Below are 21605 nucleotides of genomic sequence, written 5' to 3' on the forward strand. Positions count from 1 at the left end.
ATAGCAATTTATTTTCTTTTATGCTAGAATCAATCTATAGTATTTTACTATAGATTAACAACTCGAAAGGAGTAATTTAATTATGGCAAAGAAACCGGACGAAAAATATGGACTTTTTATAAATGGTGAGTTTAGAGATTCAAAAGACGGTAAGTTTTTTGATACATACTCTCCTGCTACCAAAGAAAAAATCGCAAGTGTAGCCGAGGCTACTAAAGAAGATGTAGATGATGCTGTAAACGCTGCTTGGGCAGCTTTTGATTCTTGGAAGAACCTCGACAAGATAAAGAGAGCTGAGATTCTTTTAAAGATTGCTGATGTTATAGACGCAAACAAAGAGGATCTTGCTTATATCGAGAGTCTTGACAACGGTAAGCCTCTTCGTGAGACATTAAATGTAGATATACCATTTGCGGCAGATCATTTCAGATATTTTGCTTCCGCTATTCGTACAGAGGAAGATACTTCAAACTTCCTGGATTCAAAGACACTCTCTCTTGTATTCAGAGAGCCTATCGGTGTAGTTGGACAGATAGTTCCATGGAACTTCCCGTTCCTTATGGCGGCATGGAAGCTTGCACCTGTACTTGCATCAGGATGCTGTACAGTATTAAAGAGCAGCTCTTCTACTCCTCTTTCAATACTTGAGCTTGCAAAACTTGTAAAGGATATTATTCCTAAGGGTGTATTTAATGTTATCTCAGGCGCAGGAAGCAAGTCCGGACAGTATATCCTCGATCACAACGGATTTAGAAAGCTTGCCTTCACAGGTTCTACCGAGATAGGCTATTCAGTAGCAAAGGCTGCAGCTGAAAAACTTATACCGGCAACACTTGAGCTTGGTGGAAAATCAGCAAATATATTCTTTGACGACTGTGATCTTGACCTTGCCATTGACGGTGTTCAGCTTGGTATCCTCTTTAATCAGGGCCAGGTTTGCTGTGCAGGTTCAAGAGTTTTTGTACAGGAAGGTATCTATGATGAGTTTGTAAAGAGAGCTGTAGATCAGTTTAACAAGATTGTTGTAGGAAATCCTCTTGATATTAATACTCAGATGGGTTCACAGATAAATGAAGGTCAGGTAGCAAAGATTCAGGCATGTGTAGACAGAGCCGTAGCCGACGGTGCTACTATTGCATGTGGTGGTTCACGCTATACAGAAGGTGAGCTTGCAAACGGATCATTCTACAAGCCTACACTTATAACAAATGTAACCAATGATTCTTATGCTGCACAGGAAGAAATATTCGGACCTGTAGCAGTTATCATAAAGTTTAAGACTGAAGATGAAGTAATCAAATATGCCAATGAAAGCGTATACGGTCTTGGCGGCGGTGTTTGGACCAAGGATCTTAACCGTGCATTCCGTGTTTCAAGAAGTATTGAAACAGGTAGAGTTTGGGTAAATACCTATAATGCAATCCCTGCAGGAGCTCCGTTTGGAGGATATAAGACATCAGGTATCGGTAGAGAAACACATAAGGTAATCCTTGATCACTATACACAGATGAAGAATATACTTATCAAGCTTGACGAGAATCCAAGCGGATTCTATCCAAAGAAGTAATATAAAGAAAAGTATTGTAAAGAAAAACTCTCATTCCGGCAAAACCGGTTTGAGAGTTTTTGTGTCTTTATATATGTATTACATTTGGGTTTCTACCCTTACTCAAGTTTTCATGCCTTAAATAATTTCCATATTTCATGTTTGTTATTTTTAACATCACGATAGGAAATATAATAGACTTTATACAGTATAATGCCAAAAGAGTAAGAAACAACTCAGGTTTTACCCTGATAGTAAGTAGTTTTGTAGTATATCCTATATACAATACACCTACATTCAAGACCACATTAAATAATGTAGTAAGTACCGGAAATACTATATCCACTTTGGTACGTGGTGAAAAGCACTTAACGGCAAATAAAGACAGTACTGAAATATTCGTAATACATATGGGCTTATAATCATGTCTATAAATTACCATGGTTTTTACATTATAAAATGAGCATTCATGTTGATATAAGCTAAATTCGTTTATCCATGTATATGTAATATTTGATATATCCTCCCATGGAACCGTCAAATCTATCTTTTTTAAATAAATACCGTCCTTTGAAATAACACATTTTGTCACCACAAATGAAAAAACAACAAACATTACAAGCCATACAATATTCAGTATTGTACAGAGGTTTTTTGAATTAAATAAATGCTCTTCAAAATACATATCTTTGCCTTCACCTATGAAATAAATTACCATGGTGGCAAAGATGAATATAAACAATATCCATCTATAATATATGCTGTGAAATCTTATACCGTTTTTCATATCATACCTCATTTGTACTTACAATGCATCCTTAGGACAACTCCTGACACATTCCATACATAGAATACACTCTGTGCCATTTTTTCTTTTTCTTGAATTGTCCGTCATATCAACATCCATAGGACATACCTTTTTACATTTATTACAGGAAATGCATTTACCTGTATCACATTTTATTCTGACCAAAGAGAAATAACTCATAGGCTTTAGAAAAACTGTTATCGGGCAGATATATTTGCAAAATGCTCTGTTATCTTCAAATATATAGGCAAGTGCTATACCTACTATATAGTAGACTAAATTACCTATTATAAATGAAACGAACATAATTCTATCAAGATGCTTTACCTTTGCAATAAAGAGTGTTGCAACAAAACCTAATGAAAGTAAAAACACTATATATCTTATCCATTCAATATTTTTTCTTTCATGCTTATGAATCTTATATGGCAAAAAATCCAGTATCATTGCCGTCCAACATGCATATCCACACCATCCTCTTCCAAATATGATCGGCCCAAATATCTTTGCCACCACATAGTGAATAGTTGCAGCCTCAAAAACTCCTGTAAAAAGATAGTACCAAAAACCTTCTATTTGCATATTTTCATTCTTTATGATTCCCAAATATATAAGTATATAAAGCCCTACAAGCAATTGTACCACTCTTCTTGCATACTTATATTCTTTTACAAACAAAAAAATACCAAATGATATTGATATTCCTATATAACTGAAATTAAAAAAATAAAATAAATTATCCAATGCCAACCAAAGCACGACAGCAATTGTTTCAAATATAGAAAACATCAGTATAGGCAGTAAGTACTTCTTCAAATTATTGTCCTCGATTCATTATATATCTTCCTAAAGTTTATAAATGCTTTGTTTTTATTTATTGTATATGTTAAAATTATATCACAAGGAGGGACGACATGAAAGTAATATTGAGTAGAAAGGGAATGGATAGCGAATCCGGAAGAGTGGCAAGTCCAATACTTCCTGACGGTACTTTACTATCACTCCCTATACCCGATCGAAAAAGCAAGAAAAAATACGAAGATATACAGTATAAAGGACAAAACTATAGAGATATTATAACGCGGCTTCATCCGGATTTTGATTTTGAAAGTTATCCTACCTGTCATCTGGATCCTGATATATATGAAGATATTGATAATAGACCTGTTGACTGGGTTCCGGCATTTGGACAATGGGGAGTAGCTGCAACACATCTTGATAAATCATGCGTTGATGTCGGTGATATTTTTCTTTTTTATGGAATGTTTAGACAAACTGAGATTAAAAATGGAAAGTTATCCTACATAAAGGGTGCTCCTATCCGCCATATAATCTACGGGTATATGGAAATTGGTGAAGTTATAAAAGATGACAAAGAAATTGCAAGCAAGTACAATTGGCACCCACATAGTATAGAACCTTTCTATACCAATAACCGTATATATATTTCAAAGAAATGCTCTACATTTCATTATGATGATTCTCTGGTACTTACGCAAAAAGATCAGCCACGCAGAAGTGTGTGGCAATTGCCTTCATTCTTTGCAGAGAAAGGTATTGCTATTTCTTGGCAAGGTCATACTCATCCTGTTATCAAAGGTGATTCATCAATATTAAAAACCGCCTCCCGTGGACAGGAGTTTGTTATAACAACCGATACAAAAGAGCAGGAAGAAAATCTTTCTGACTGGGTAAAAGAAATAATAAGCCATAAGTAATAATAAACTTGATTTAAGCCGGATTTTGCCGGCTTTTTTATATTTGCTCTAAATATATTCGTATTTATTCATTAAATCGAATAATGCCATTCACATATTGAAAAATCAAATCACTAGATATATTGAGGATTTAGCCTATTTTTTATATAATTTACCTATATATTTTATTGAAATAGTGATATTTTATAAATTAGGAGGATTTCATTATGTTACGACTTCCGGATAACTTCGAGTCTTTTACAGATGCAAGAAAAGCCGGCTTTATAAAAATGAAGGAGCACAAAGACAATGGCGGAAAAATTGTCGGAACTTATTGCTCATTTGTTCCCACAGAGCTGATTATAGCTGCGGGAGCCATACCCGTATCGCTTTGTGCAACCAGTGAAGAACCTATAAGTGCTGCAGAAGCGCATCTTCCATCAAATCTTTGTCCTTTGATAAAGGCAAGTTATGGTTTTGCTCTTACCGATACCTGCCCATATTTTTATTTTTCCGACTTTATAGTAGGTGAAACCACCTGTGACGGAAAAAAGAAAATGTTTGAGCTTATGAATGATTTGAAGGAAACCTATGTTATGCAACTTCCGTCTTCAAGAGATGAAATTGCCCTTAATATGTGGGAGGCTGAAATACATAAATTTTGGAAAAAGCTTGAAGACTTTTATGGTGTAACAATTACCGAAGAAGATGTTAAAAAAGCAATATTATTAAAAAATTCCGAAAGAGATCTGGTACTTGAATATCTTGAACTTGGAAAACTCAATCCATCTCCTATCTCAGGATATGAAATCGGCACAAAACTTGATACACTTAGTTTTATACCAAGTATGGAAGAGCGTTGTAAGCAGATAAGGCAAAGAATTGATGAAGTAAAGGGCGATTGGGAGGCAAATTATAAGGGTAAGGTCGCAAGAAAACCGAGAATATTGATAACAGGATGTCCAAACGGCGGCGTACGAGATAAAACAATCAAAGTTTTGGAGGAGCTTGGTGCGGATGTAGTTGCATTTGACAATTGCAGTACAAACAGAGAAAAGATTGAAAAGGTAGATACCACTCTACCTGTAGCAAGAGCCCTTGCAAAAAAATATCTAAATATCAATTGCTCCGTAATGAGCCCTAATGACAGCAGACTCGGTTTTATAACAGATATGATAGATGAATATCAGGTAGATGGAGTGGTTGAAATAATACTTCAGGCATGCCATACCTTCTCTATAGAATCATTTAATGTTAAAAAGGCTGTAGTTGCCAAAGGTGTACCTTATCTGAAGATAGAAACAGATTATTCAAAGGCCGATGTCGGACAGATAAACACAAGACTTGAGGCATTCCTTGAAACTGTAGCTGTATAATGAGAGGATTAACTTAACAAATGGATAAAAGATATTATGTAGGTATAGATATAGGATCCACCGCCTCAAAGGTGGTAGTACTTGATGATGAAAAACTTGTCAATTCTTTTTGTATACCTACAGGCTGGAACAGTAAGGAAACTGCAAAAAATATTTTACAAAGGCTACAAGATGACGGACTTTCTGAAAATATGAGCTGTGCCGCAACCGGATACGGAAGAATCTGCGTAGATTATGCGGATAAAGTTATAACAGAAATAACCTGCCATGCCAAAGGTGCCTATGCACTGTTTGGAGTTGACGGGACCGTCATAGATATAGGCGGTCAGGATACAAAGATAATCAGCCTTGAAAACGGTATGGTACGAGACTTTCTAATGAATGATAAATGTGCGGCAGGTACAGGTAAATTTATCGAAGTCATGGCAAACAGACTGGGCACAGACTTTGAAGAACTTTATGCTCTCGCATCCAATGGTGATTCTCTGTCTATAAGCTCTATGTGTACAGTATTTGCAGAATCAGAGGTTATCAGCTATATAGGATCCGGTGAAAAAAGAGAAAATATAGCTGCCGGAGTAATAGATTCCGTAGCCAATAAGGTTATAAACCTCTCTCAAAAGCATGGTCTTTCAGGTGAAATCATGCTTACAGGCGGACTTAGCTACACACCGTATTTTATAGAGTTGATGTCGCAAAAACTTGGCAAAAAAATCCATACACATCATCTCGGAAGATATGCCGGTGCTATAGGAGCCGCAATTTCTTTAAGACCGAAAAACAGTACTCCTATAAATTTTAATTAAAAATATAAATGACTTTCTCATTTCACAAGGCTAAACTTGTATATGTGAAAGTCATTTTAATTTACCATTCAAACAATAGCCACTGATGAGTGGACGCGTCACCTTTATTTACATATTTTACTTCTTCCGCACCGCCTGTTACCAAAGCAGGTGCAAAGTAATATATCTCATTTAAAGGCAGAACTCCAAGCTTCTTTTTTGCCTCATCAAAAAGATTCCGCCTTAATATATCTTCTTCAACCTCACTGTCGACAAGATATTCTACAAACTCCTCCACGGTATATGCCACTACAAAAATCTTTCTGTAATGTATATCCAAAAAAGATATATCATATTCACCCTCACCAAGATTTCTAAAGTAAAACAAATCACCAAAGCCTGTCATCATAAAAGGAATTCTTGAATAGTCTTCTTTTCCAAGCCATCTATAAAAGCTGTCCATGTATTTTTCCGGATCTATAAGCTTTATAATACCGTCTCCATAATTACCAAAGCCATATTCCTTAATAAAATCAAGTATCTTCTCATTTACTCCGGCACTGCTGCAAGCACCTATTATATGATCTGACGGCTTTGTAAGATTCTTATCCGGCTTATATTTTTCTATAAACTTATCCCAAACTGATTTTTTGTTCTTTTTAAATGAATCGAATAATCCCATATTACACCTTACATTTCTCCAACCACAACTGTCTCTTCAAGAGTTGTACGTATAATCTCAAGTATTAATTCTACAAAAGCATAACTGTCAGCTTCTTTGTCCGACTTTCCAAGGGAATCATAATAATCTTGTTGTCTGCTTCGTATCAACTCTTCAATTGGCAGCCAATAAAACAGTTCATTCCATTTACCAAGTAATAAACTGTGCCACATCCTTCCAATACGCCCATTTCCATCCGCAAAAGGATGAATAAACTCAAATTCATAATGAAAAACAGCACTTTTAATCAGTGGGTGCATTTCTGAATTTTTATACCAGTCGAACAGTTCTTGAATTTGCATAGGTACAAATTTAGCAGGTGGCGCCATATGTACAACAACATCACCATCAAAAATTCCTACTCCACCACTTCTAAATGTTCCATTCTCAGGAATCAACCCTTCCATCATAACCCGATGTGCTTTGAGTAAATCTTTTACTGAATTAGGATCCAGTGAAAGCATTAACTCATATGTTTCATAAGCATTCTTAACTTCACGTATTTCATTAGGATTTCCCAGAATTCTCTTTCCATCAAGTATAGCAGTCACCTGTTCTAAAGAAAGTGAATTTTGCTCTATAGCAAGTGAAGAATGAATTGTTCTTATTCTATTTTCTTTTCTTAAATGTGGATTCAGCTTTCCATGTGAAAGTACTGTAATTCTTCCAACCTGCTCACTAATTGCAGCTACAAGATTTGTAATTCTGTCCGTCATATGAAACAGTGGTTTATATTCTCCCATTTTGTGTTTCCTTTTATTCTCAAAATATCAATAATATTTCTAAATTTATCCTGCTAAAACAAAATGCTACGCCTTCAACTTCTGCATCCTTATTTCCTCAATTCGAGATAACGCTCAATATCTCCAAGTAGTGCATCCAGACTGAAATAACCGCTCTCTCGTGCAACAAGTTGACCGTCCATATATACCAGTACAGTCGGTGCGGAGAAAATGCCCATCTGTGAACTGATTTCCATGTTTTTTTCTATATCTACATATCGGGCTTCTACCTCTTTATGCTCACTCATCCACTGTTCCAGCTTATACCGAATGGCATGGCAGGGTCCACATGTATCCGAACCAAACTGAAGGATAAGCACCGGTATTTTCTTTATTAAATCATTAATATCTTCTCTAAGATCATTCATAGTTCAAATTCCTTTCTTATTAATCATATCAGTCAGAGAACATACCGTATTATACCGGACTTTTCCCATGACTGATTAAACTTCCTATCTCCTACTCAAACATTATCCGTTACATTCGTTTGGAAAATCCATCTGTTTTGTTTAGACTTCCGAATCCCATTTTTTCTCTTTCATTTTTGAATAATTAAAATCTCTTTATTTTTTAAAAACTATAAAATTGCCTTTATTCCCTTTGCACTGCGAAGAATTGTATCTGTGAAATGATTACCCTTGTTTAATTCAAATATTACCTCACTCCCAAGGTTCTTAAAATATTCTGAAAGCTCTCTTGTATTATACTCTACAGTTTTTAATATAGGATTGCGTGTATCTGCCTCTTTATCCCCCAGAGAAAAATAGATTTTATCAGGTAACTTCCTACAATCATTCCTTTTACAATATTCCATAAAGTCATAAAACCAAAGAGAGCCTGACATACTTGCCACTCTGTCAAATACATCAGTTTTATACATAGCATAAACAGCAAAAAGACCTGCAAGCGAATATCCTGTTATTCCTGTAAATCCCGGTTCTCCCTCTATCATCTCCTTTGCCTTTGGCAAAATATCATCTATAAGCAATCTCAGATACTCATCTGCACCGCCGCTAAAAGATTTTTCTTTAGAATAGATTGAAGGCATATACCATGGTGACATATCATGGTTCCAATCAATATTTCCTACTACAAGTAGATTTAAAAAAGTGCAACCCATATTCTGTAATTCTTTATATACACCTTCACCGTCACCCTCAAAAGTATTAAAAACAATCAAAGGAGCATTTGTATCAGGTGACTTGTATAGGGTGACTTCTTTATCTTTTATATTGAATTTTACTTTATTATTATCTGTTATCACCTATACCTCCTACTACAGGCATTAAATTATATTTATCCTGCTAAAACAAAATGCTCTACCTTCAAAACCCATTCTTTTTTTAACTCCAAAAATGTTGCTTGAGTAGATTTCGGTACATACCAACAGTCGGTTACTTCATCTATACAAAAAACATTTTCCCAGCTTTTCAATATTTCATCTTCACTTGGATCTTCAATATCATCTTTTTCATATAACGGTAAATATCCGTCATTCAATATAACATGCCACATATCAAAGTCTGACAGTAAAACCATATTGTCAGGTATATCTATAGTTATCAAAACTACAGGTGTTCCCTTCTTACCTCCATATCTATGAATCCTCATATCAGGACATTTCCTTACACCTTCCCATTGGTACCATGCCCATACAGGATATATTACATCATTTGGCGGCATTCCGATACGTTTTTTCATCTGTTCGGCAATCCATTCATAATAATAACGTAATCCACCATCAAACGATAAATATTTTTCATTTGCTATAAGTCTACCTGTCTAAAGTAAAATATCATAAGCAGCCTTATGTTGAATAGTCCATAAAAGCATTCTTCTTCCTAATATTAATTCCAAGAATATGTATACAAAACATCTGTTATTCCGTTTATCACTTTCTAACCAAATTCAATAACGAATCATAGCCATCTATTACATCATAAACAACTTCGCCATTGCTAATTGCTTTAAAATGCTCCCTGGCACAATGTATCTTTGATTCCTCTATCAAACGAAGTTGCATTGAGCTCATTGTTCCCTTTGTTTCTGCAACAAAATATATATGCTTTACACTAACTTCACAGAAAGCAATATCCCAATCAGGATTATATCGTCCAACCGGAGTTGAAATATAAAAACCATCCGGAAGCTTTACATATACTTTAACATCTTTACTTATATACGTTTCTGTTAAAAATTTTTTTTCATTTGTAGAATCAAACACAATATGGTCATACAGATGTCTATTTACCTTCATAGCATTAATACCTAAACGTTCCTTTATTGTAGGATCTGTGAAAATATCTGTACTATATTCTTCTATAATATTATATGTAATATGCTGTATTATAGCAGTTGCCTTCTCATCATTAATAAGAGCTGCTGCCTTAATTATAAATTCCTCAGGATTATTTTTAAACTGCTCAAAAGTTGTAGATCTAATACCCTGCAAAATTTGTATTATAGCTTTTCTTGTGTATCGGAATATCCACTTTGTATAAAATTGATTTTATTCTATTCTTTAAATTATAAGGTATTCTTTAATTATTTTTTATTTTTTAGACAAATTATAAGAATATAAGATTGGTGCAACAATCGTTAAAAAAAGGCCTATAATTATATTAATCAAAAAACCAGTTTGAGATCTTACAAATATGTTGCAAATCAAAACAATTCCACCCAATATCCACAAAACAGCTCCTGCTCTATGTGTTTTGTCCCATACCTCGTCACTTTCTAATGTCCATTTAATTTTTATTCCTATTACATCATTGCGTTTTAAATTTTCAAAAGTGAAAGAAAAACCCAAAAACACTAAACCACATATGACAGATATCATTTGAGCAAAGTTCCAATTAAGATTAATTTTTGATGAATTAACTATTAACATGCATAGCAAGATACTTGTGAGATTTAATACTCTCCAGCCAATTTTACGTAATTTTTCTTTATGATTCTTATCAGATATACTTTTTATTCTATATTGGAAAAATATTACCAACGTACAATTAGTAATAAAATAATTAATAACAATTAATTTATTACTAATTGTACAAAATAAATTTGGAAAATCTTGATATAGATAAATCAAAACTATAAACGGAAGGAAAAATAATACGATTTTCTTTCTATCACTATAATTAAACATAATTAGTGTCCTCCTTATCGAATATTTATATCTACTTTATTATAAAAAATAAGCTGAATATTCTAAATCTAATTTTTTCATGATCAGCATCAATATTGTAATATTGATGAAACGCCATGCAAATTTCTGATTTTTCTCCAGTTTTATAAAATACGAAAATCCGTTATATTAACATTTTAAAAATGTCATCCTTCATACAAAGTCTATTTTATTACTATTTTTCAAATTATGCGACATATCCTGGATGCATCTTAATATCCATATATATTTATCCTCATATATTCCACTCTCCATTTGATTATAATACTTATCCTGTCCCATTGTACGGACTTAGTCCGTGGTATCATATTCCGGACAAAATATTTTTATTTCTCTTTACATAATTTAACACACTATATACAATAATACCATTTTTACCCCCGGTTTTAAATCTGATTTTCTATTCCCTACATATGAAAATTTTCTTTTATCCAAATTTAATTTGACAATTCATTTTCATTGTGCTAGAACTTGATACAAATAAAATATTGAAAGTGTGATGATATGGAATTTTATCGTAATAACGGAGAAAGAATCCATTATGAAATCATAGGAAAAGGCTTTCCGGTTGTCTTCTTACATGGAAACAATCTGGAAAGCGGTTATTTTAAAAAGCAAAGGGTTTTGAGCAAGTACTATAAGCTTATTTTTGTAGACAGCTTAGGACATGGTAAATCAGGAGATATTTTGGGAAAAATAAGCTTTTCTTATCTGGCAGACAGTCTTGATGAGCTACTTTCATATCTTGATATAAAAAAATGTCTGCTGGTAGGACATAGTGACGGTGCAAACCTTGCTATAAAGTATGCGGCGCTTCATAAAGAAAGAGTTGCCGGTATCTTGGCAAACAGCGGTAATATTACTTTTAAAGGTCTGAAATTTCTCCCGGGATACGCTTGTTATTTTGAAGAAGTCTTATATAATACTCTGGGTATAATCTTCCCCTTTTTTAAAAGGAGAGCAAAAGTCTCTCCACTCTTGCGTGAAGATTTGAATATTCCTAAGGAAGTTTTTTCTAAGTCAAACTATCCTGTCATAGTATTGGTCGGAGACCATGATATGATCAAAAGGGAGCACAGCAAGGCTATTGCCGGACTTTTTCCTAAGAGTAAGTTTATAGAGAGAAAAAACCAAGGACACAATATTCCAAAAAAGGACAGTAAATACTTTAACAAGACTATTTCAAAAATGGTAAGCTATATACAAAGTTGCACTATGTAATCTGCATTCTTCAAGGAGGTAAAAAATGCAAAAGATAATCTCTTTTTTTAAAAAATACAAAAATGTTATAAAAGGCATTTTGTTTGTCAGTATACTTATCTTGGTTCTGATAGAATTTTCCCATATGAGAAAGACTGTTTCTTTCAGTGCCGTAAAGGATATACTTCGTCATTTGTCTGTTTTACAGATTTTTAGCCTTTTTATTTTCGGTATTCTTGCAGTCTCTCCTATGATGCTGTATGACTATATACTGACAAAAGAACTTGGAAAGAAAATTTCTGTATTTAAGCTTATTGAAAACAGTTGGACTATAAACAGTTTAAATAATCTTATAGGCTTTGCGGGACTTGTGGATGTCGGACTTAGATACAGCTATTTTTCCGACGAAGAACAGGAAGGCAAAACAATGAAAGGCATATCAAAGGTAATGCCGTACTTTATGTCGGGGCTTTCTTTATTGTCGTTTGTATCATTGTTATTGCTGTTTTCTCATGATAAGAATAGTACTTTAAAGACATATAGTTTTGTGCTTGTACTTGCCTCGCTTATACTTCCGGCACTACTTTTCCTATCTACAAGAAAAAGGCTTGACTACTTCGGAAATTTGAGCAAAAAGAAAATACTTGCTCTCATATGCACCTCACTTTTGGATTGGCTGTTTGTATCCGGATTTTTCTTCTATGTAGGAAGAGTACTTGGTTACAATATTTCATTTGTAAATATACTTCCTTTATATTGTATTTCCATTTGTATAGGTATTGTTTCAATGATACCGGGAAGTCTTGGAAGTTTTGATCTGATAATGATAGGAGGCCTGCTCCATCTTTCATTAAACCATAATGAAGCTGCAAGTTGGCTTTTGCTTTTCCGTATTTTTTATTATTTTATTCCGTTCTTTATAGGACTGATTTTATTTATAAAAAGTATGGCAGGCCAAATAAATGACAAGTTTCTTGGTTTACCCGGGAAACTCTCAAACATAGTACGCCGTGGAATACTTCATTTCATGGCAAATTTCTTCGGCTTTTTCCTAATGGCAAGTGCAATACTTCCTGATGAAATTCATAACATACCTTTTATAGGGAAAATGGATCCAATCCGAGGTCAACTGCTCTTTCAATTTCCAAGTTTTCTTCTTGGAAGCCTTTTCTTCCTGCTTGGAAGATTGATAAAAAGACATTCTGCATTTGCAAAACCTTTTTGTGTTGTACTATGCCTCATTAGCCTTATTTATATCAATCTGGGCGGTTACTCTGTTTTTGGCAGTCTTTATATACTTGTATTTTTAATGCTTTTATATACTGAGAGAAACGGCTTAAACAGAAAGTCATTTTTCTATCCTTTAGAGGACAGAATAAAAGATATAGGATATATAGTTTCCAGCTTTGTAATCACTGTATTTCTTTTGTATGTATCAAGGGGAAATACAGGAGGAAACAGTTTGGGCTTTCTTCTCTTCCACCATAACGGTTTTCTCTCAAAGACTTCTATGGGAACACATTTTTTTAACGGATTTTTCATTCACTTTTTACATCTTTTTGCATACTTACTGATTATTGCATTCTTTTATATTGCCGTAGAATCTATGGCAAAGGATAAACATTTTTCATTTGGAGAAAAATTTGAAAAATCTCGTTATAAAGTGTTTTTAGAAAGTTTTGATAATACCGACTTAAATGCTTCTCTTGCATTTTTGGGAGATAAGCTTATCTATTATTACACTGAAGATGAAAAAGATCTCGTAGCTATTCAATTTGCCTTAGAAGACGGTAAGGCTGTTGTTATGGGAGATCCTATAGGTAGAAGTGAATATTTTAATAAAGCTGTATCTTCATTTATAAAAGACGCTGAAGACAAAAATCTTATACCTCTTTTTTATGAAATAAGTCAGGATATCACTTTACTCCTTCACAATTTCGGCTATGATTTTATGAAATTTGGTGAAACTGCAAAAGTTAATCTGGATGAATTCGATCTGACCGGAAAAGCCGGAAGAAAGTTTCGTGCTATCACAAATCGTGGAGAAAACAGTGGATATTCCTTTAAAGTAGAGGTTCCGCCTTTTTCAAATGATTTTTTGGATGAATTAAAAAATATTTCTGATGACTGGCTTTCGGGCAGGCAGGAAAAGGGCTTTTCTTTAGGGTATTTTGACAGAGATTATCTTTCACTTGCCCCCATTGCCTGTGTGCTTGACGGTTCCGGAAAGATTCAGGCATTTGCAAACTTTTTGGTATGTAATAACGATAATGAGTCAAGTATAGACCTTATGCGCTACGATCCTAAAACGGAAAGAAACGGTATTATGGACTATCTCTTTGTACGAATTTTTCTTCATATGAAGGAAAATAATGTAAGATACTTTGACCTTGGAATGGCTCCTCTTTCAAATGTAGGTCAGTATGACCACAGCTTTTTAAATGAGAAGCTTGCATTTTTAGTTTACAGCTTCACAAGTCGTTTCTATTCCTTCGGCGGTCTGAGAAAGTATAAGGAAAAGTTCGCTCCTGCTTGGGAGGCAAGATATTTATCCTACCCGAAAGACAGCAATCTGCTCTTTGATTTACTTACTATATATAAGATTGATAACAGACAGGTAAAAAAGGTATAAAAAACGGGTTGAAAACTCAACCCGCCTTTCTTTATCCTTTAACCGCACCTACCATTATTCCTTTTGAGAAGTATTTTTGCATAAACGGATATAGTGCAAAAATCGGTAGTGATGCCAATACTGTAATTGTCATTCTGATTCCCTTTGGTGAGATACTTGCCATTGCCTTTGTCATATCAGCTCCGCTTGAAGCTGTTTTTAATTGCTCTGCAAGTCTCTGTGCCTCGTTCAGATAATTATATAATAAATACTGTAATGTTGTCAGGGATTCATTTGCTCTTGTATAGATATGATTATCAAACCATGAATTCCACTGTCCAACTGCTACAAACACTACAACAGTCGCTATTATAGGTTTGCAAAGCGGAAATATAATCTTAAAAAAACATGTAATATACCCTGCTCCGTCCAAACTTGCAGATTCTTCAAGTTCAGGCGGCAGCTGCTCTATATATGTTTTTATCAAAATCATATTATAGGCGGAAATCATTGAAGGTAATATATATACCCAAAATGAGTTCAATAATCCATATGACTTCATTACAATATATGTGGCAATCATACCGCCACTGATATACATGGTAAATACTACAAAGCGATACAGTATCTTTCTCCCCGGCATCTTGTCCTTAGTAAAAAGGTATGCCAGAAAAGAGCAACAAAATACGGATGTTATAGTTCCAACCACAGTTCTTAACAAAGACATTAAAAGTGCCGGAAAGAATCCTTTTAAGGTTAGAATTTCTTTGTAGTTACTAAGTGTAAAACCGCTTGGTAATAAAACCGGTGTATTCACCGATGCTGCAGTTGTATCGCTTAATGAGTAGCAAAGTACATACCAGAACGGATAAATACATATAAGTGCAAGCAGTATCATCAGACAATAGTCAAACACTAAAAATACTTTTCTTGATGTTGAAACTTTCATTTTATTCTTATTCATAATGCCCCCTTAGATAACTGCCTTGCCTCTTATTTTCTTTGCAACCATATTTGCCGCTAAAACCAATGTTATACTTACAATTGATTTCACAACACTGATTGCAACACCATAGGAGTAGTCCATATTTTGAAGACCGATTCTATATGTATATAAATCAAGTACTTCAATATTAGGTGCTGTTAATGAGTTCTTAAATAGAAGGTATTGCTCATAACCGGTATTTAGAAAATTACCGATATTTAATATAAACAACACTACAAAAGTCTCCATCATCGCAGGCAAAGTAACATGAATTGCACATTTAAAATGTCCTGCACCGTCAACTCTCGCCGCTTCATATTGCTCCTGGTCAATTCCTGCAATAGCCGCCATATAAATGATTGAATTCCATCCCAAAGTCTTCCACTGTACAAGGAATGACTGAAACCAATATACTGCTTCGTTTGATCCCAGTAATGAATTTGAAGCATCTCCAAGTCCAAGTTTTACTGCAAGCATAGTTATAATTCCGTCTGATGCAAAAAGTGCCGTTGCAAGAGAGAAAATAATTACCCAGCTTATAAAGTTTGGAAGTGTTGTAAATGTCTGTACAAATTTCTTTACAGGACCGTTTCTGAGCTCATTTAATAAAATCGCCAGGAGCATAGGTAGCGGTGTCAAACATATATTTATAATTGCAAAAACAAATGTGTTCTTTAAAGCTCTTAAAACATTGTCATCTTTTAAAATCAGTTTGAAGTACTCAAGTCCTACAAAGTCACAATCAAAAATACTGACTCCCGGTACATAATCAAAGAATGAATATATCCAGCCAAATATCGGAACATAACTAAACAAAAAGACTATTGTGATAAAAGGTATTGCCATCCAAAGCAATTTATAATCTTTTGATCCGCTTTTCACAAATCCCCTTTTTCTGTTCATACACATGCTCCTTTCGTGTTTATTTGCTCTCTAAACTCTCTATTGCGCTCTTGGAATCCTCCCATGCCTTCTGCCACCAATCAATAGACTCTTTTACGCTTGCATCGGAAAGCTGCTGTAATAATGCTTCCTTAGCTGCGGCAAATGCCTCATCTGAATCTGCCTGTATAAGTCCTGGAAGTGCATTCTTTGTGATTTCAATACAGTTGCTGTCAATACGTACTATATTCTTTGGAATTGTTTCAAGGCACATACGAATTGTTGAATCCGATTTGCTAAGATCCATGTTGTCACCCTTTTCAACTCCGTTCTTTAAAAGATCGCTTGGTAATGAGATACCGAAATGTTCACAAAGTTCCAGCTCAGCTGTTGTAAGGCTGTCTTTCATTACATCTTCATCGTTCCAAAGACTAACTCTTCCACCGTCCGCTAAAACATTGTTGTAATCCCATCCGATAAGATTATCTACTCTTGAGTCGCTGATTCCACTCATCTTCCACTCTTCGGCACGACTTCCGTCAACCTTCATATTTATAGTATCTTCCGTTAAATGTGGCTTTCCGTCTGAACCCTTCTCCCAACGTCCTTCAACACCTGAATCTGAGCTTCTTGCAAATTCACCACTCTGTAAATAATCAAGCACCATAACAGCACGTTCAACATTTGGTGAATGAGAAGATACAAATAAGTATTTTCCTGTCCATCCTGCTTTGTTTTGCTCATTTACCCATCCTAATTTTGAAGGTAAAACAACATACTCTTTATCAGTTCCCTTATTGTTGCTGTTATATGTTCCGAAGTACCAGTTTACAGTACCGCCGATATACTGACCCTTAGTATACTTTTCTGTAAGATCCTCACCCTTTGTAATAAAGTTATCAGGATCTAATAATCCGGCTTTATAAAGTTTGTTATAGAATTCTACACCTGACCAGAAAGGTGTTTTAACGTTTTCATCCTTATCATACACATCAACTACAAGTGCATTTGTCTGTGCATCCTGAACATAAAGTCCGTCTTCAAGGTTTAAATATCCCTCTCCAAGACATCCTTTAAAGAAATAAGTATGAAGGTCCGCATCGTTATATGCACTCATTGCATATGTTTCTGCACCGTCTTCTGTCTTAGGATAAATCTCCTTCATTTTTTTCAATGCTTCGATATATTCATCATCATTAGTGATTGTCGGTGCTCCAATCTGCTTGTATAAATCCCATCGTACAACATAACCGTACTGAACTACAGAACCGTAGCTTTTTGCATAATCTTTAGAAACAACTCTAGGTGTAACAAAGTACTGTGCCTCACCATTGTCACCTTTAAATTTCTGCATGATTTTATTTCTGTAATCCATTCCGTCGGAGAATATATTTGGTGCGATATTCTTATAATCCACAAGGTTTACCGCATGTTTTCCTTTTAACACACCTTCGATATTTCCATCCGATATCTGCACTATATCACAAGTATTTCCACCTGATAAATCAAGGTTTAAGCTTTCCTGATCATAGGCCTTTGTTGTAATTGTACAGTTAAACTTTTCCTCAACCGCCTTGATTACTTCTGTAGGCCAAGCTCCTGTAGAAGAATCCGATAAAGATAATCCACCTATAGTAATATCCACATGATCTGCTGTGCTTACTTCCTCAGGACTGCTTGCCGCAGTTTTACTTCCCGATGCGGAATCGGCTTTTCCTCCGCCACATCCTGCCAAACATGACGCTGTTAATGCAACAGCACCTAAAATTGCCGTCAATTTCCTTGTTTTCATGTACTTTTCCCTCCTTGTAGCTTCTATGAAGCATTCAATGTTGAATCTACATCAATTCACGTTCAATTTGTTCGTTTTGATTTCGATTATTATTTTGTACCGGCCGTTAAAAATATTTCTTATTGAGCAAAATATTTTCTCTATCTAAGATAGAATTATATTATCATTTTAGACAGTTTCTTAAAATGTTTTATATTATTTGTCGATTGACTATTTTATCGTTTTTTTATTCTAAAAAACAAAACTTGACATATTTTATGATTATTGCACTTTATACCATAAAATATGTCAAGTCTTAGACTTCATTATTATTTTTAATAATTTTATATGACTAAACTCTTTCTTTATTTGTCATTTCTACATATTGATTAAATCGTATATGTACGATCAAGCCTAATTTAGGATCTGTTTCAACAGACATGCTGCCCTTATCCCCATACAGCAACCCTAAGCGTTTTGATACATTTGCAAGTCCTATATGATCTGATGTTTTTAGAGGTGATTTTATCTTGTTTCTTATTTGACTAAGCTCTTCTTCATTTAAGAATATCCCGCTGTTTATCACCTTTACATCCATATAATCATTACATTCTATCACAACTTCTATTGTACGTATCTCTTCCTGACTGCTTCCGTGTACAAAGCAATTTTCGATCAAGGGTTGTAATATGAATCTTGGGAATTCCAACTCATATAATTCTTTTTTACAACTCATTTTATATTCCATATCATGTCCATATCTAAGTTGCATCATAGCCGCATAATTTTCCAAGAATTCGACTTCGTTTTTTACTTTCCAAGTTAGGCTTGGATTCCTCAGTACAGGTGTAATTATTTTTCCAAGCCTTACCAAAGTATCCGCAACTATTGTGTTATTGGTCATCATTGCCATCCAACGTATAGAGTTAAGTGAATTTAATAGAAAGTGAGGGTTCATCTGATATTGAAGAGCCATAAGCTCTTCTCTTCTTTTTTCATCTTCTACCTGTTTTAATCTTTCTATATACGCTTTTATACTTTGTGCTGTGGAATATAATTCCTCATTTAACCTATCCAGCTCTTCCCAGCCAAGTTTTTTCGGTTTATCAATATTAAACTCCTGATTTTTAATATGATGCATATTTTTCATAAGCAGTTCTATCGGCTGAGTATATTTTCTACTCCAAATGACAGCAACAGTGACTGTCGCTACTATAGCAAGCATAATTACAATAATACCGAAATCTCTGATTTCATTGGCATCTTTTAAATATTCTTCTTTGGGAATCATATCACATAATTTCCATCCGTAAAAATCAAGCGGATATTCAATATTTTGTGTATCCGTACTTGTATAATATTCCTTGCCCAGCATACTCTTATCGACATCTGAAATTATTTGACCTTTTTTATCCACCAATATAGCCCTGCTGTCATTAAAGGCAACCGCCCTATAAGTACTTTGAATATCTATTTCATTTATTGCAACAAAAATAAAGCTCTCTTCTTCAAGGTTTATATTTACACCTACCGCCTTTATACCTACCAAAGAAGGTGTCTGTGACATTATTTTAAAAGGGCTTCTGTCATTTATGTCCAGCTCCCAGCTTGGTACCCAAGTAGTATAGGGATAATTTTCTTTTACCTTTTGCAAAACATTTAAAATTTCTCCGGATATTTCAGTATCACCGGTACGGTTTTTACCAAGTGCGGAAGAAACAATTCCAACTCCGTCTCCTTTTAATATTCCCAAAGCTGAAATTTCTCTGTTTACAAGCATTTCCGAATGAAAACTCTCGGAAATCTTCATTTTCAATCTGCTTTCGTCTATATTGCTGTTTGGATATTCATATCCGAACTCCCAGACAAGATCCGATATTACATATTTATTCAAACACAGTTCCGCATTTTTTAAAATATTTTCCAGATCCTTTTCAGCCTGTTCAAAGTTTAATAAAACAAGCCTTTCATTTCCGGCTTCCACCTTTTCCACAAAGTAGTGGTATGTGATGTAGAACATAAAGCTGATTATAATTATAAAGCTTCCGAGAATAGACAATAAAACCTTTTGTCTCCAATTCATACGATTTAACGGTTTAATTTTCTCCATCTTGCCGGTGACTCTCCTGTCTGTTTTTTAAAGTATCTTGAGAAATACTCCAAGTTCTGAAATCCGTTCTTTTGTGCAACCACAACTACCTTCTCATCAGTATTCATCAAGTCTTTCATGGTTGCAAGCAGCCTTATTTCATTTAGATACTCAATATAATTTTTTCCGGTTTCCTGTTTAAACAGATACGAAAAATAGCTTACAGAAAGTCCTATAGTACGTGAAATATCTGTTAAGGTCAAACTTTCTCTGAAATGTTCCTGCATATACTCGATTGACTTTTGAATCAATGCCTTACCGCTGTTTTCATCAATATTTATCTCATACTGCTGTACATAGGCTCTATCAAACCAGTCTTTTAAATTCTCAGCTTTTCTACGACTGCTGTGCGTGATTTTAAAACGAACTCCCAAAAAATCACCTATGGAATTATTGATTCTCTTTATTCTCTCATCCATCTTTTTTTCTGTACTTCTATAAAAAACACAGAATTCCTTGTCCTTTAGAGGAACCAACATTTCTCCCGGTATCTGACGGTTAACCAGTTCATATATAAAATCCATTGCAAGCTTATTTATCTTATCTTTATTTTCCTCCTCCAGACTAAACAGCAATAAATGTTCGAATATTTCAAAATCATCCTCCAAACTGATTACGGTATCTCCCAAAAGATATTTTGATATTATATCCTCAGGTTTTTCTAAATCAGGTATCACCTTTTTAGCTGTCCTTCCGATACTTATAAGATATTCTTTTGTCTGTTCCAGTACATTACATACTTCATCTATACTTATACTTGCCTTCAGTACATACGCATTGATATTATATGGTATCAATTTCCTTAGGGTTTCAAAATCATTCAGGCAGGAAATTACTACGATCGCACATTCCTTATCTATTTCTCTGACTCTTTTAACAAGTTCAAGACCGTCCATTCCTTCCATTCTAAGGTCCGTTATCAATATGTCAGGATGTATCTCTTCAAAGAGCCTGTATGCTTCCACACCGTTGTCTGCCAATGCTGCAACTTCCATTTCATATTTACTCCATGGAATTGAATTTTGCAAACCCAATCTTACTAATAATTCATCCTCAGCAAATAAAACCTTATACATTTCTACCCCCTTTATTTGCTCTCTAACTT

Annotated in this window: 20 protein-coding genes; 6 read left to right on the forward strand and 14 right to left on the reverse strand. The window is 34.5% G+C overall.

All coding sequences use genetic code 11. The features are described 5' to 3' along the window. Nucleotides 1–82: 82 nt before the first annotated feature. Nucleotides 83–1567, forward strand: a complete 1485-nt coding sequence (locus SBH76_RS11620) for an aldehyde dehydrogenase family protein (protein WP_317977918.1) — start codon at nt 83–85, stop codon at nt 1565–1567. A gap of 67 nt (nt 1568–1634) precedes the next feature. Here SBH76_RS11620 and SBH76_RS11625 read toward each other — a convergent pair whose 3' ends face one another. Together SBH76_RS11625 and SBH76_RS11630 are read right to left on the reverse strand one after the other, a co-directional pair. Continuing rightward, a complete protein-coding gene (locus SBH76_RS11625; protein WP_317977919.1) occupies nt 1635–2333 on the reverse strand; it encodes a hypothetical protein in 699 nt (232 codons plus the stop codon). A gap of 18 nt (nt 2334–2351) precedes the next feature. Then, nucleotides 2352–3143 (reverse strand): 4Fe-4S binding protein, encoded by a 792-nt coding sequence (locus tag SBH76_RS11630; RefSeq protein ID WP_317977953.1) that lies wholly within the window; start codon nt 3141–3143, stop codon nt 2352–2354. A 125-nt stretch (nt 3144–3268) separates the two neighbouring features. On the opposite strand from SBH76_RS11630, the gene SBH76_RS11635 reads away from it, so the two are divergent. From SBH76_RS11635 to SBH76_RS11645, 3 genes are all read left to right on the forward strand, one after another. Then, on the forward strand, nt 3269–4072 hold the full coding sequence (locus SBH76_RS11635) for an Nmad3 family putative nucleotide modification protein (RefSeq protein ID WP_317977920.1): 804 nt from the start codon (nt 3269–3271) through the stop codon (nt 4070–4072). A 206-nt stretch (nt 4073–4278) separates the two neighbouring features. Further along, the gene (locus SBH76_RS11640; RefSeq protein ID WP_317977921.1) at nt 4279–5427 is read left to right on the forward strand and encodes a double-cubane-cluster-containing anaerobic reductase; all 1149 of its coding nucleotides are present in this window, start codon (nt 4279–4281) and stop codon (nt 5425–5427) included. Nucleotides 5428–5447: 20 nt separating this feature from the next. Beyond that, nucleotides 5448–6233, forward strand: a complete 786-nt coding sequence (locus tag SBH76_RS11645) for an acyl-CoA dehydratase activase (RefSeq protein ID WP_317977922.1) — start codon at nt 5448–5450, stop codon at nt 6231–6233. A gap of 61 nt (nt 6234–6294) precedes the next feature. On the opposite strand, the gene SBH76_RS11650 is transcribed toward SBH76_RS11645, so the two are convergent. From SBH76_RS11650 to SBH76_RS11680, 7 genes are all read right to left on the reverse strand, one after another. Further along, nucleotides 6295–6894 carry a T6SS immunity protein Tdi1 domain-containing protein gene (locus tag SBH76_RS11650; RefSeq protein WP_317977923.1) on the reverse strand — a complete coding sequence of 200 codons (600 nt, stop codon included), beginning with the start codon at nt 6892–6894 and terminating at the stop codon, nt 6295–6297. A gap of 8 nt (nt 6895–6902) precedes the next feature. Then, a complete protein-coding gene (locus tag SBH76_RS11655) occupies nt 6903–7649 on the reverse strand; it encodes a Fic family protein (protein WP_317977924.1) in 747 nt (248 codons plus the stop codon). Nucleotides 7650–7765: 116 nt separating this feature from the next. Continuing rightward, entirely contained in the window at nt 7766–8083 is a 318-nt protein-coding gene (locus SBH76_RS11660) for a thioredoxin family protein (protein ID WP_035619806.1), read from the reverse strand. Nucleotides 8084–8292: 209 nt separating this feature from the next. Continuing rightward, a complete protein-coding gene (locus tag SBH76_RS11665) occupies nt 8293–8979 on the reverse strand; it encodes an alpha/beta hydrolase (protein ID WP_317977925.1) in 687 nt (228 codons plus the stop codon). Between the two features lie 32 nt (nt 8980–9011). Continuing rightward, a complete protein-coding gene (locus SBH76_RS11670) occupies nt 9012–9485 on the reverse strand; it encodes a DUF3841 domain-containing protein (protein WP_317977954.1) in 474 nt (157 codons plus the stop codon). Between the two features lie 121 nt (nt 9486–9606). Beyond that, nucleotides 9607–10167 carry a restriction endonuclease gene (locus SBH76_RS11675; protein WP_317977926.1) on the reverse strand — a complete coding sequence of 187 codons (561 nt, stop codon included), beginning with the start codon at nt 10165–10167 and terminating at the stop codon, nt 9607–9609. A 99-nt stretch (nt 10168–10266) separates the two neighbouring features. Beyond that, nucleotides 10267–10863, reverse strand: coding sequence for an SdpI family protein (locus SBH76_RS11680; protein WP_314097217.1), 597 nt, complete (start codon nt 10861–10863; stop codon nt 10267–10269). Between the two features lie 543 nt (nt 10864–11406). Between SBH76_RS11680 and SBH76_RS11685 the strand changes: the two genes are divergently transcribed. Together SBH76_RS11685 and mprF are read left to right on the forward strand one after the other, a co-directional pair. Next, nucleotides 11407–12123 carry an alpha/beta fold hydrolase gene (locus SBH76_RS11685; protein ID WP_317977927.1) on the forward strand — a complete coding sequence of 239 codons (717 nt, stop codon included), beginning with the start codon at nt 11407–11409 and terminating at the stop codon, nt 12121–12123. A gap of 25 nt (nt 12124–12148) precedes the next feature. After that, a complete protein-coding gene (gene mprF / locus SBH76_RS11690; protein ID WP_317977928.1) occupies nt 12149–14734 on the forward strand; it encodes a bifunctional lysylphosphatidylglycerol flippase/synthetase MprF in 2586 nt (861 codons plus the stop codon). Nucleotides 14735–14765: 31 nt separating this feature from the next. On the opposite strand, the gene SBH76_RS11695 is transcribed toward mprF, so the two are convergent. The 5 genes from SBH76_RS11695 to SBH76_RS11715 all read right to left on the reverse strand — a co-directional run bounded on the left by SBH76_RS11695 (nt 14766) and on the right by SBH76_RS11715 (nt 21576). After that, a complete protein-coding gene (locus SBH76_RS11695) occupies nt 14766–15677 on the reverse strand; it encodes a carbohydrate ABC transporter permease (RefSeq protein WP_314097211.1) in 912 nt (303 codons plus the stop codon). A gap of 9 nt (nt 15678–15686) precedes the next feature. Further along, entirely contained in the window at nt 15687–16601 is a 915-nt protein-coding gene (locus SBH76_RS11700) for an ABC transporter permease (RefSeq protein ID WP_314097208.1), read from the reverse strand. A gap of 19 nt (nt 16602–16620) precedes the next feature. Next, entirely contained in the window at nt 16621–18372 is a 1752-nt protein-coding gene (locus SBH76_RS11705) for a type 2 periplasmic-binding domain-containing protein (RefSeq protein WP_317977929.1), read from the reverse strand. A gap of 331 nt (nt 18373–18703) precedes the next feature. Further along, nucleotides 18704–20461, reverse strand: a complete 1758-nt coding sequence (locus SBH76_RS11710; protein WP_317977930.1) for a sensor histidine kinase — start codon at nt 20459–20461, stop codon at nt 18704–18706. Continuing rightward, on the reverse strand, nt 20440–21576 hold the full coding sequence (locus tag SBH76_RS11715; RefSeq protein ID WP_317977931.1) for a response regulator transcription factor: 1137 nt from the start codon (nt 21574–21576) through the stop codon (nt 20440–20442). Before SBH76_RS11715 ends, SBH76_RS11710 begins: the two co-directional genes overlap by 22 nt. Nucleotides 21577–21605 lie beyond the last annotated feature (29 nt).

Source organism: Lachnoanaerobaculum sanguinis (assembly GCF_033242365.1).
Classification (GTDB): Bacteria; Bacillota; Clostridia; order Lachnospirales; family Lachnospiraceae; genus Lachnoanaerobaculum; species Lachnoanaerobaculum sanguinis.

What these genes read in the sequence shown, in the direction of transcription:
- SBH76_RS11625 (WP_317977919.1), bottom strand. Translation starts at nt 2,333, where the DNA reads ATGAAAAACGGTATAAGATTTCACAGCATATATTATAGATGGATATTG.
- SBH76_RS11620 (WP_317977918.1), top strand. Translation starts at nt 83, where the DNA reads ATGGCAAAGAAACCGGACGAAAAATATGGACTTTTTATAAATGGTGAG.
- SBH76_RS11650 (WP_317977923.1), bottom strand. Translation starts at nt 6,894, where the DNA reads ATGGGATTATTCGATTCATTTAAAAAGAACAAAAAATCAGTTTGGGAT.
- SBH76_RS11685 (WP_317977927.1), top strand. Translation starts at nt 11,407, where the DNA reads ATGGAATTTTATCGTAATAACGGAGAAAGAATCCATTATGAAATCATA.
- SBH76_RS11705 (WP_317977929.1), bottom strand. Translation starts at nt 18,372, where the DNA reads ATGAAAACAAGGAAATTGACGGCAATTTTAGGTGCTGTTGCATTAACA.
- SBH76_RS11660 (WP_035619806.1), bottom strand. Translation starts at nt 8,083, where the DNA reads ATGAATGATCTTAGAGAAGATATTAATGATTTAATAAAGAAAATACCG.
- SBH76_RS11700 (WP_314097208.1), bottom strand. Translation starts at nt 16,601, where the DNA reads ATGAACAGAAAAAGGGGATTTGTGAAAAGCGGATCAAAAGATTATAAA.
- SBH76_RS11695 (WP_314097211.1), bottom strand. Translation starts at nt 15,677, where the DNA reads ATGAATAAGAATAAAATGAAAGTTTCAACATCAAGAAAAGTATTTTTA.
- SBH76_RS11715 (WP_317977931.1), bottom strand. Translation starts at nt 21,576, where the DNA reads ATGTATAAGGTTTTATTTGCTGAGGATGAATTATTAGTAAGATTGGGT.
- mprF (WP_317977928.1), top strand. Translation starts at nt 12,149, where the DNA reads ATGCAAAAGATAATCTCTTTTTTTAAAAAATACAAAAATGTTATAAAA.
- SBH76_RS11640 (WP_317977921.1), top strand. Translation starts at nt 4,279, where the DNA reads ATGTTACGACTTCCGGATAACTTCGAGTCTTTTACAGATGCAAGAAAA.
- SBH76_RS11630 (WP_317977953.1), bottom strand. Translation starts at nt 3,143, where the DNA reads ATGTTTTCTATATTTGAAACAATTGCTGTCGTGCTTTGGTTGGCATTG.
- SBH76_RS11635 (WP_317977920.1), top strand. Translation starts at nt 3,269, where the DNA reads ATGAAAGTAATATTGAGTAGAAAGGGAATGGATAGCGAATCCGGAAGA.
- SBH76_RS11710 (WP_317977930.1), bottom strand. Translation starts at nt 20,461, where the DNA reads ATGGAGAAAATTAAACCGTTAAATCGTATGAATTGGAGACAAAAGGTT.
- SBH76_RS11655 (WP_317977924.1), bottom strand. Translation starts at nt 7,649, where the DNA reads ATGACGGACAGAATTACAAATCTTGTAGCTGCAATTAGTGAGCAGGTT.
- SBH76_RS11645 (WP_317977922.1), top strand. Translation starts at nt 5,448, where the DNA reads ATGGATAAAAGATATTATGTAGGTATAGATATAGGATCCACCGCCTCA.
- SBH76_RS11680 (WP_314097217.1), bottom strand. Translation starts at nt 10,863, where the DNA reads ATGTTTAATTATAGTGATAGAAAGAAAATCGTATTATTTTTCCTTCCG.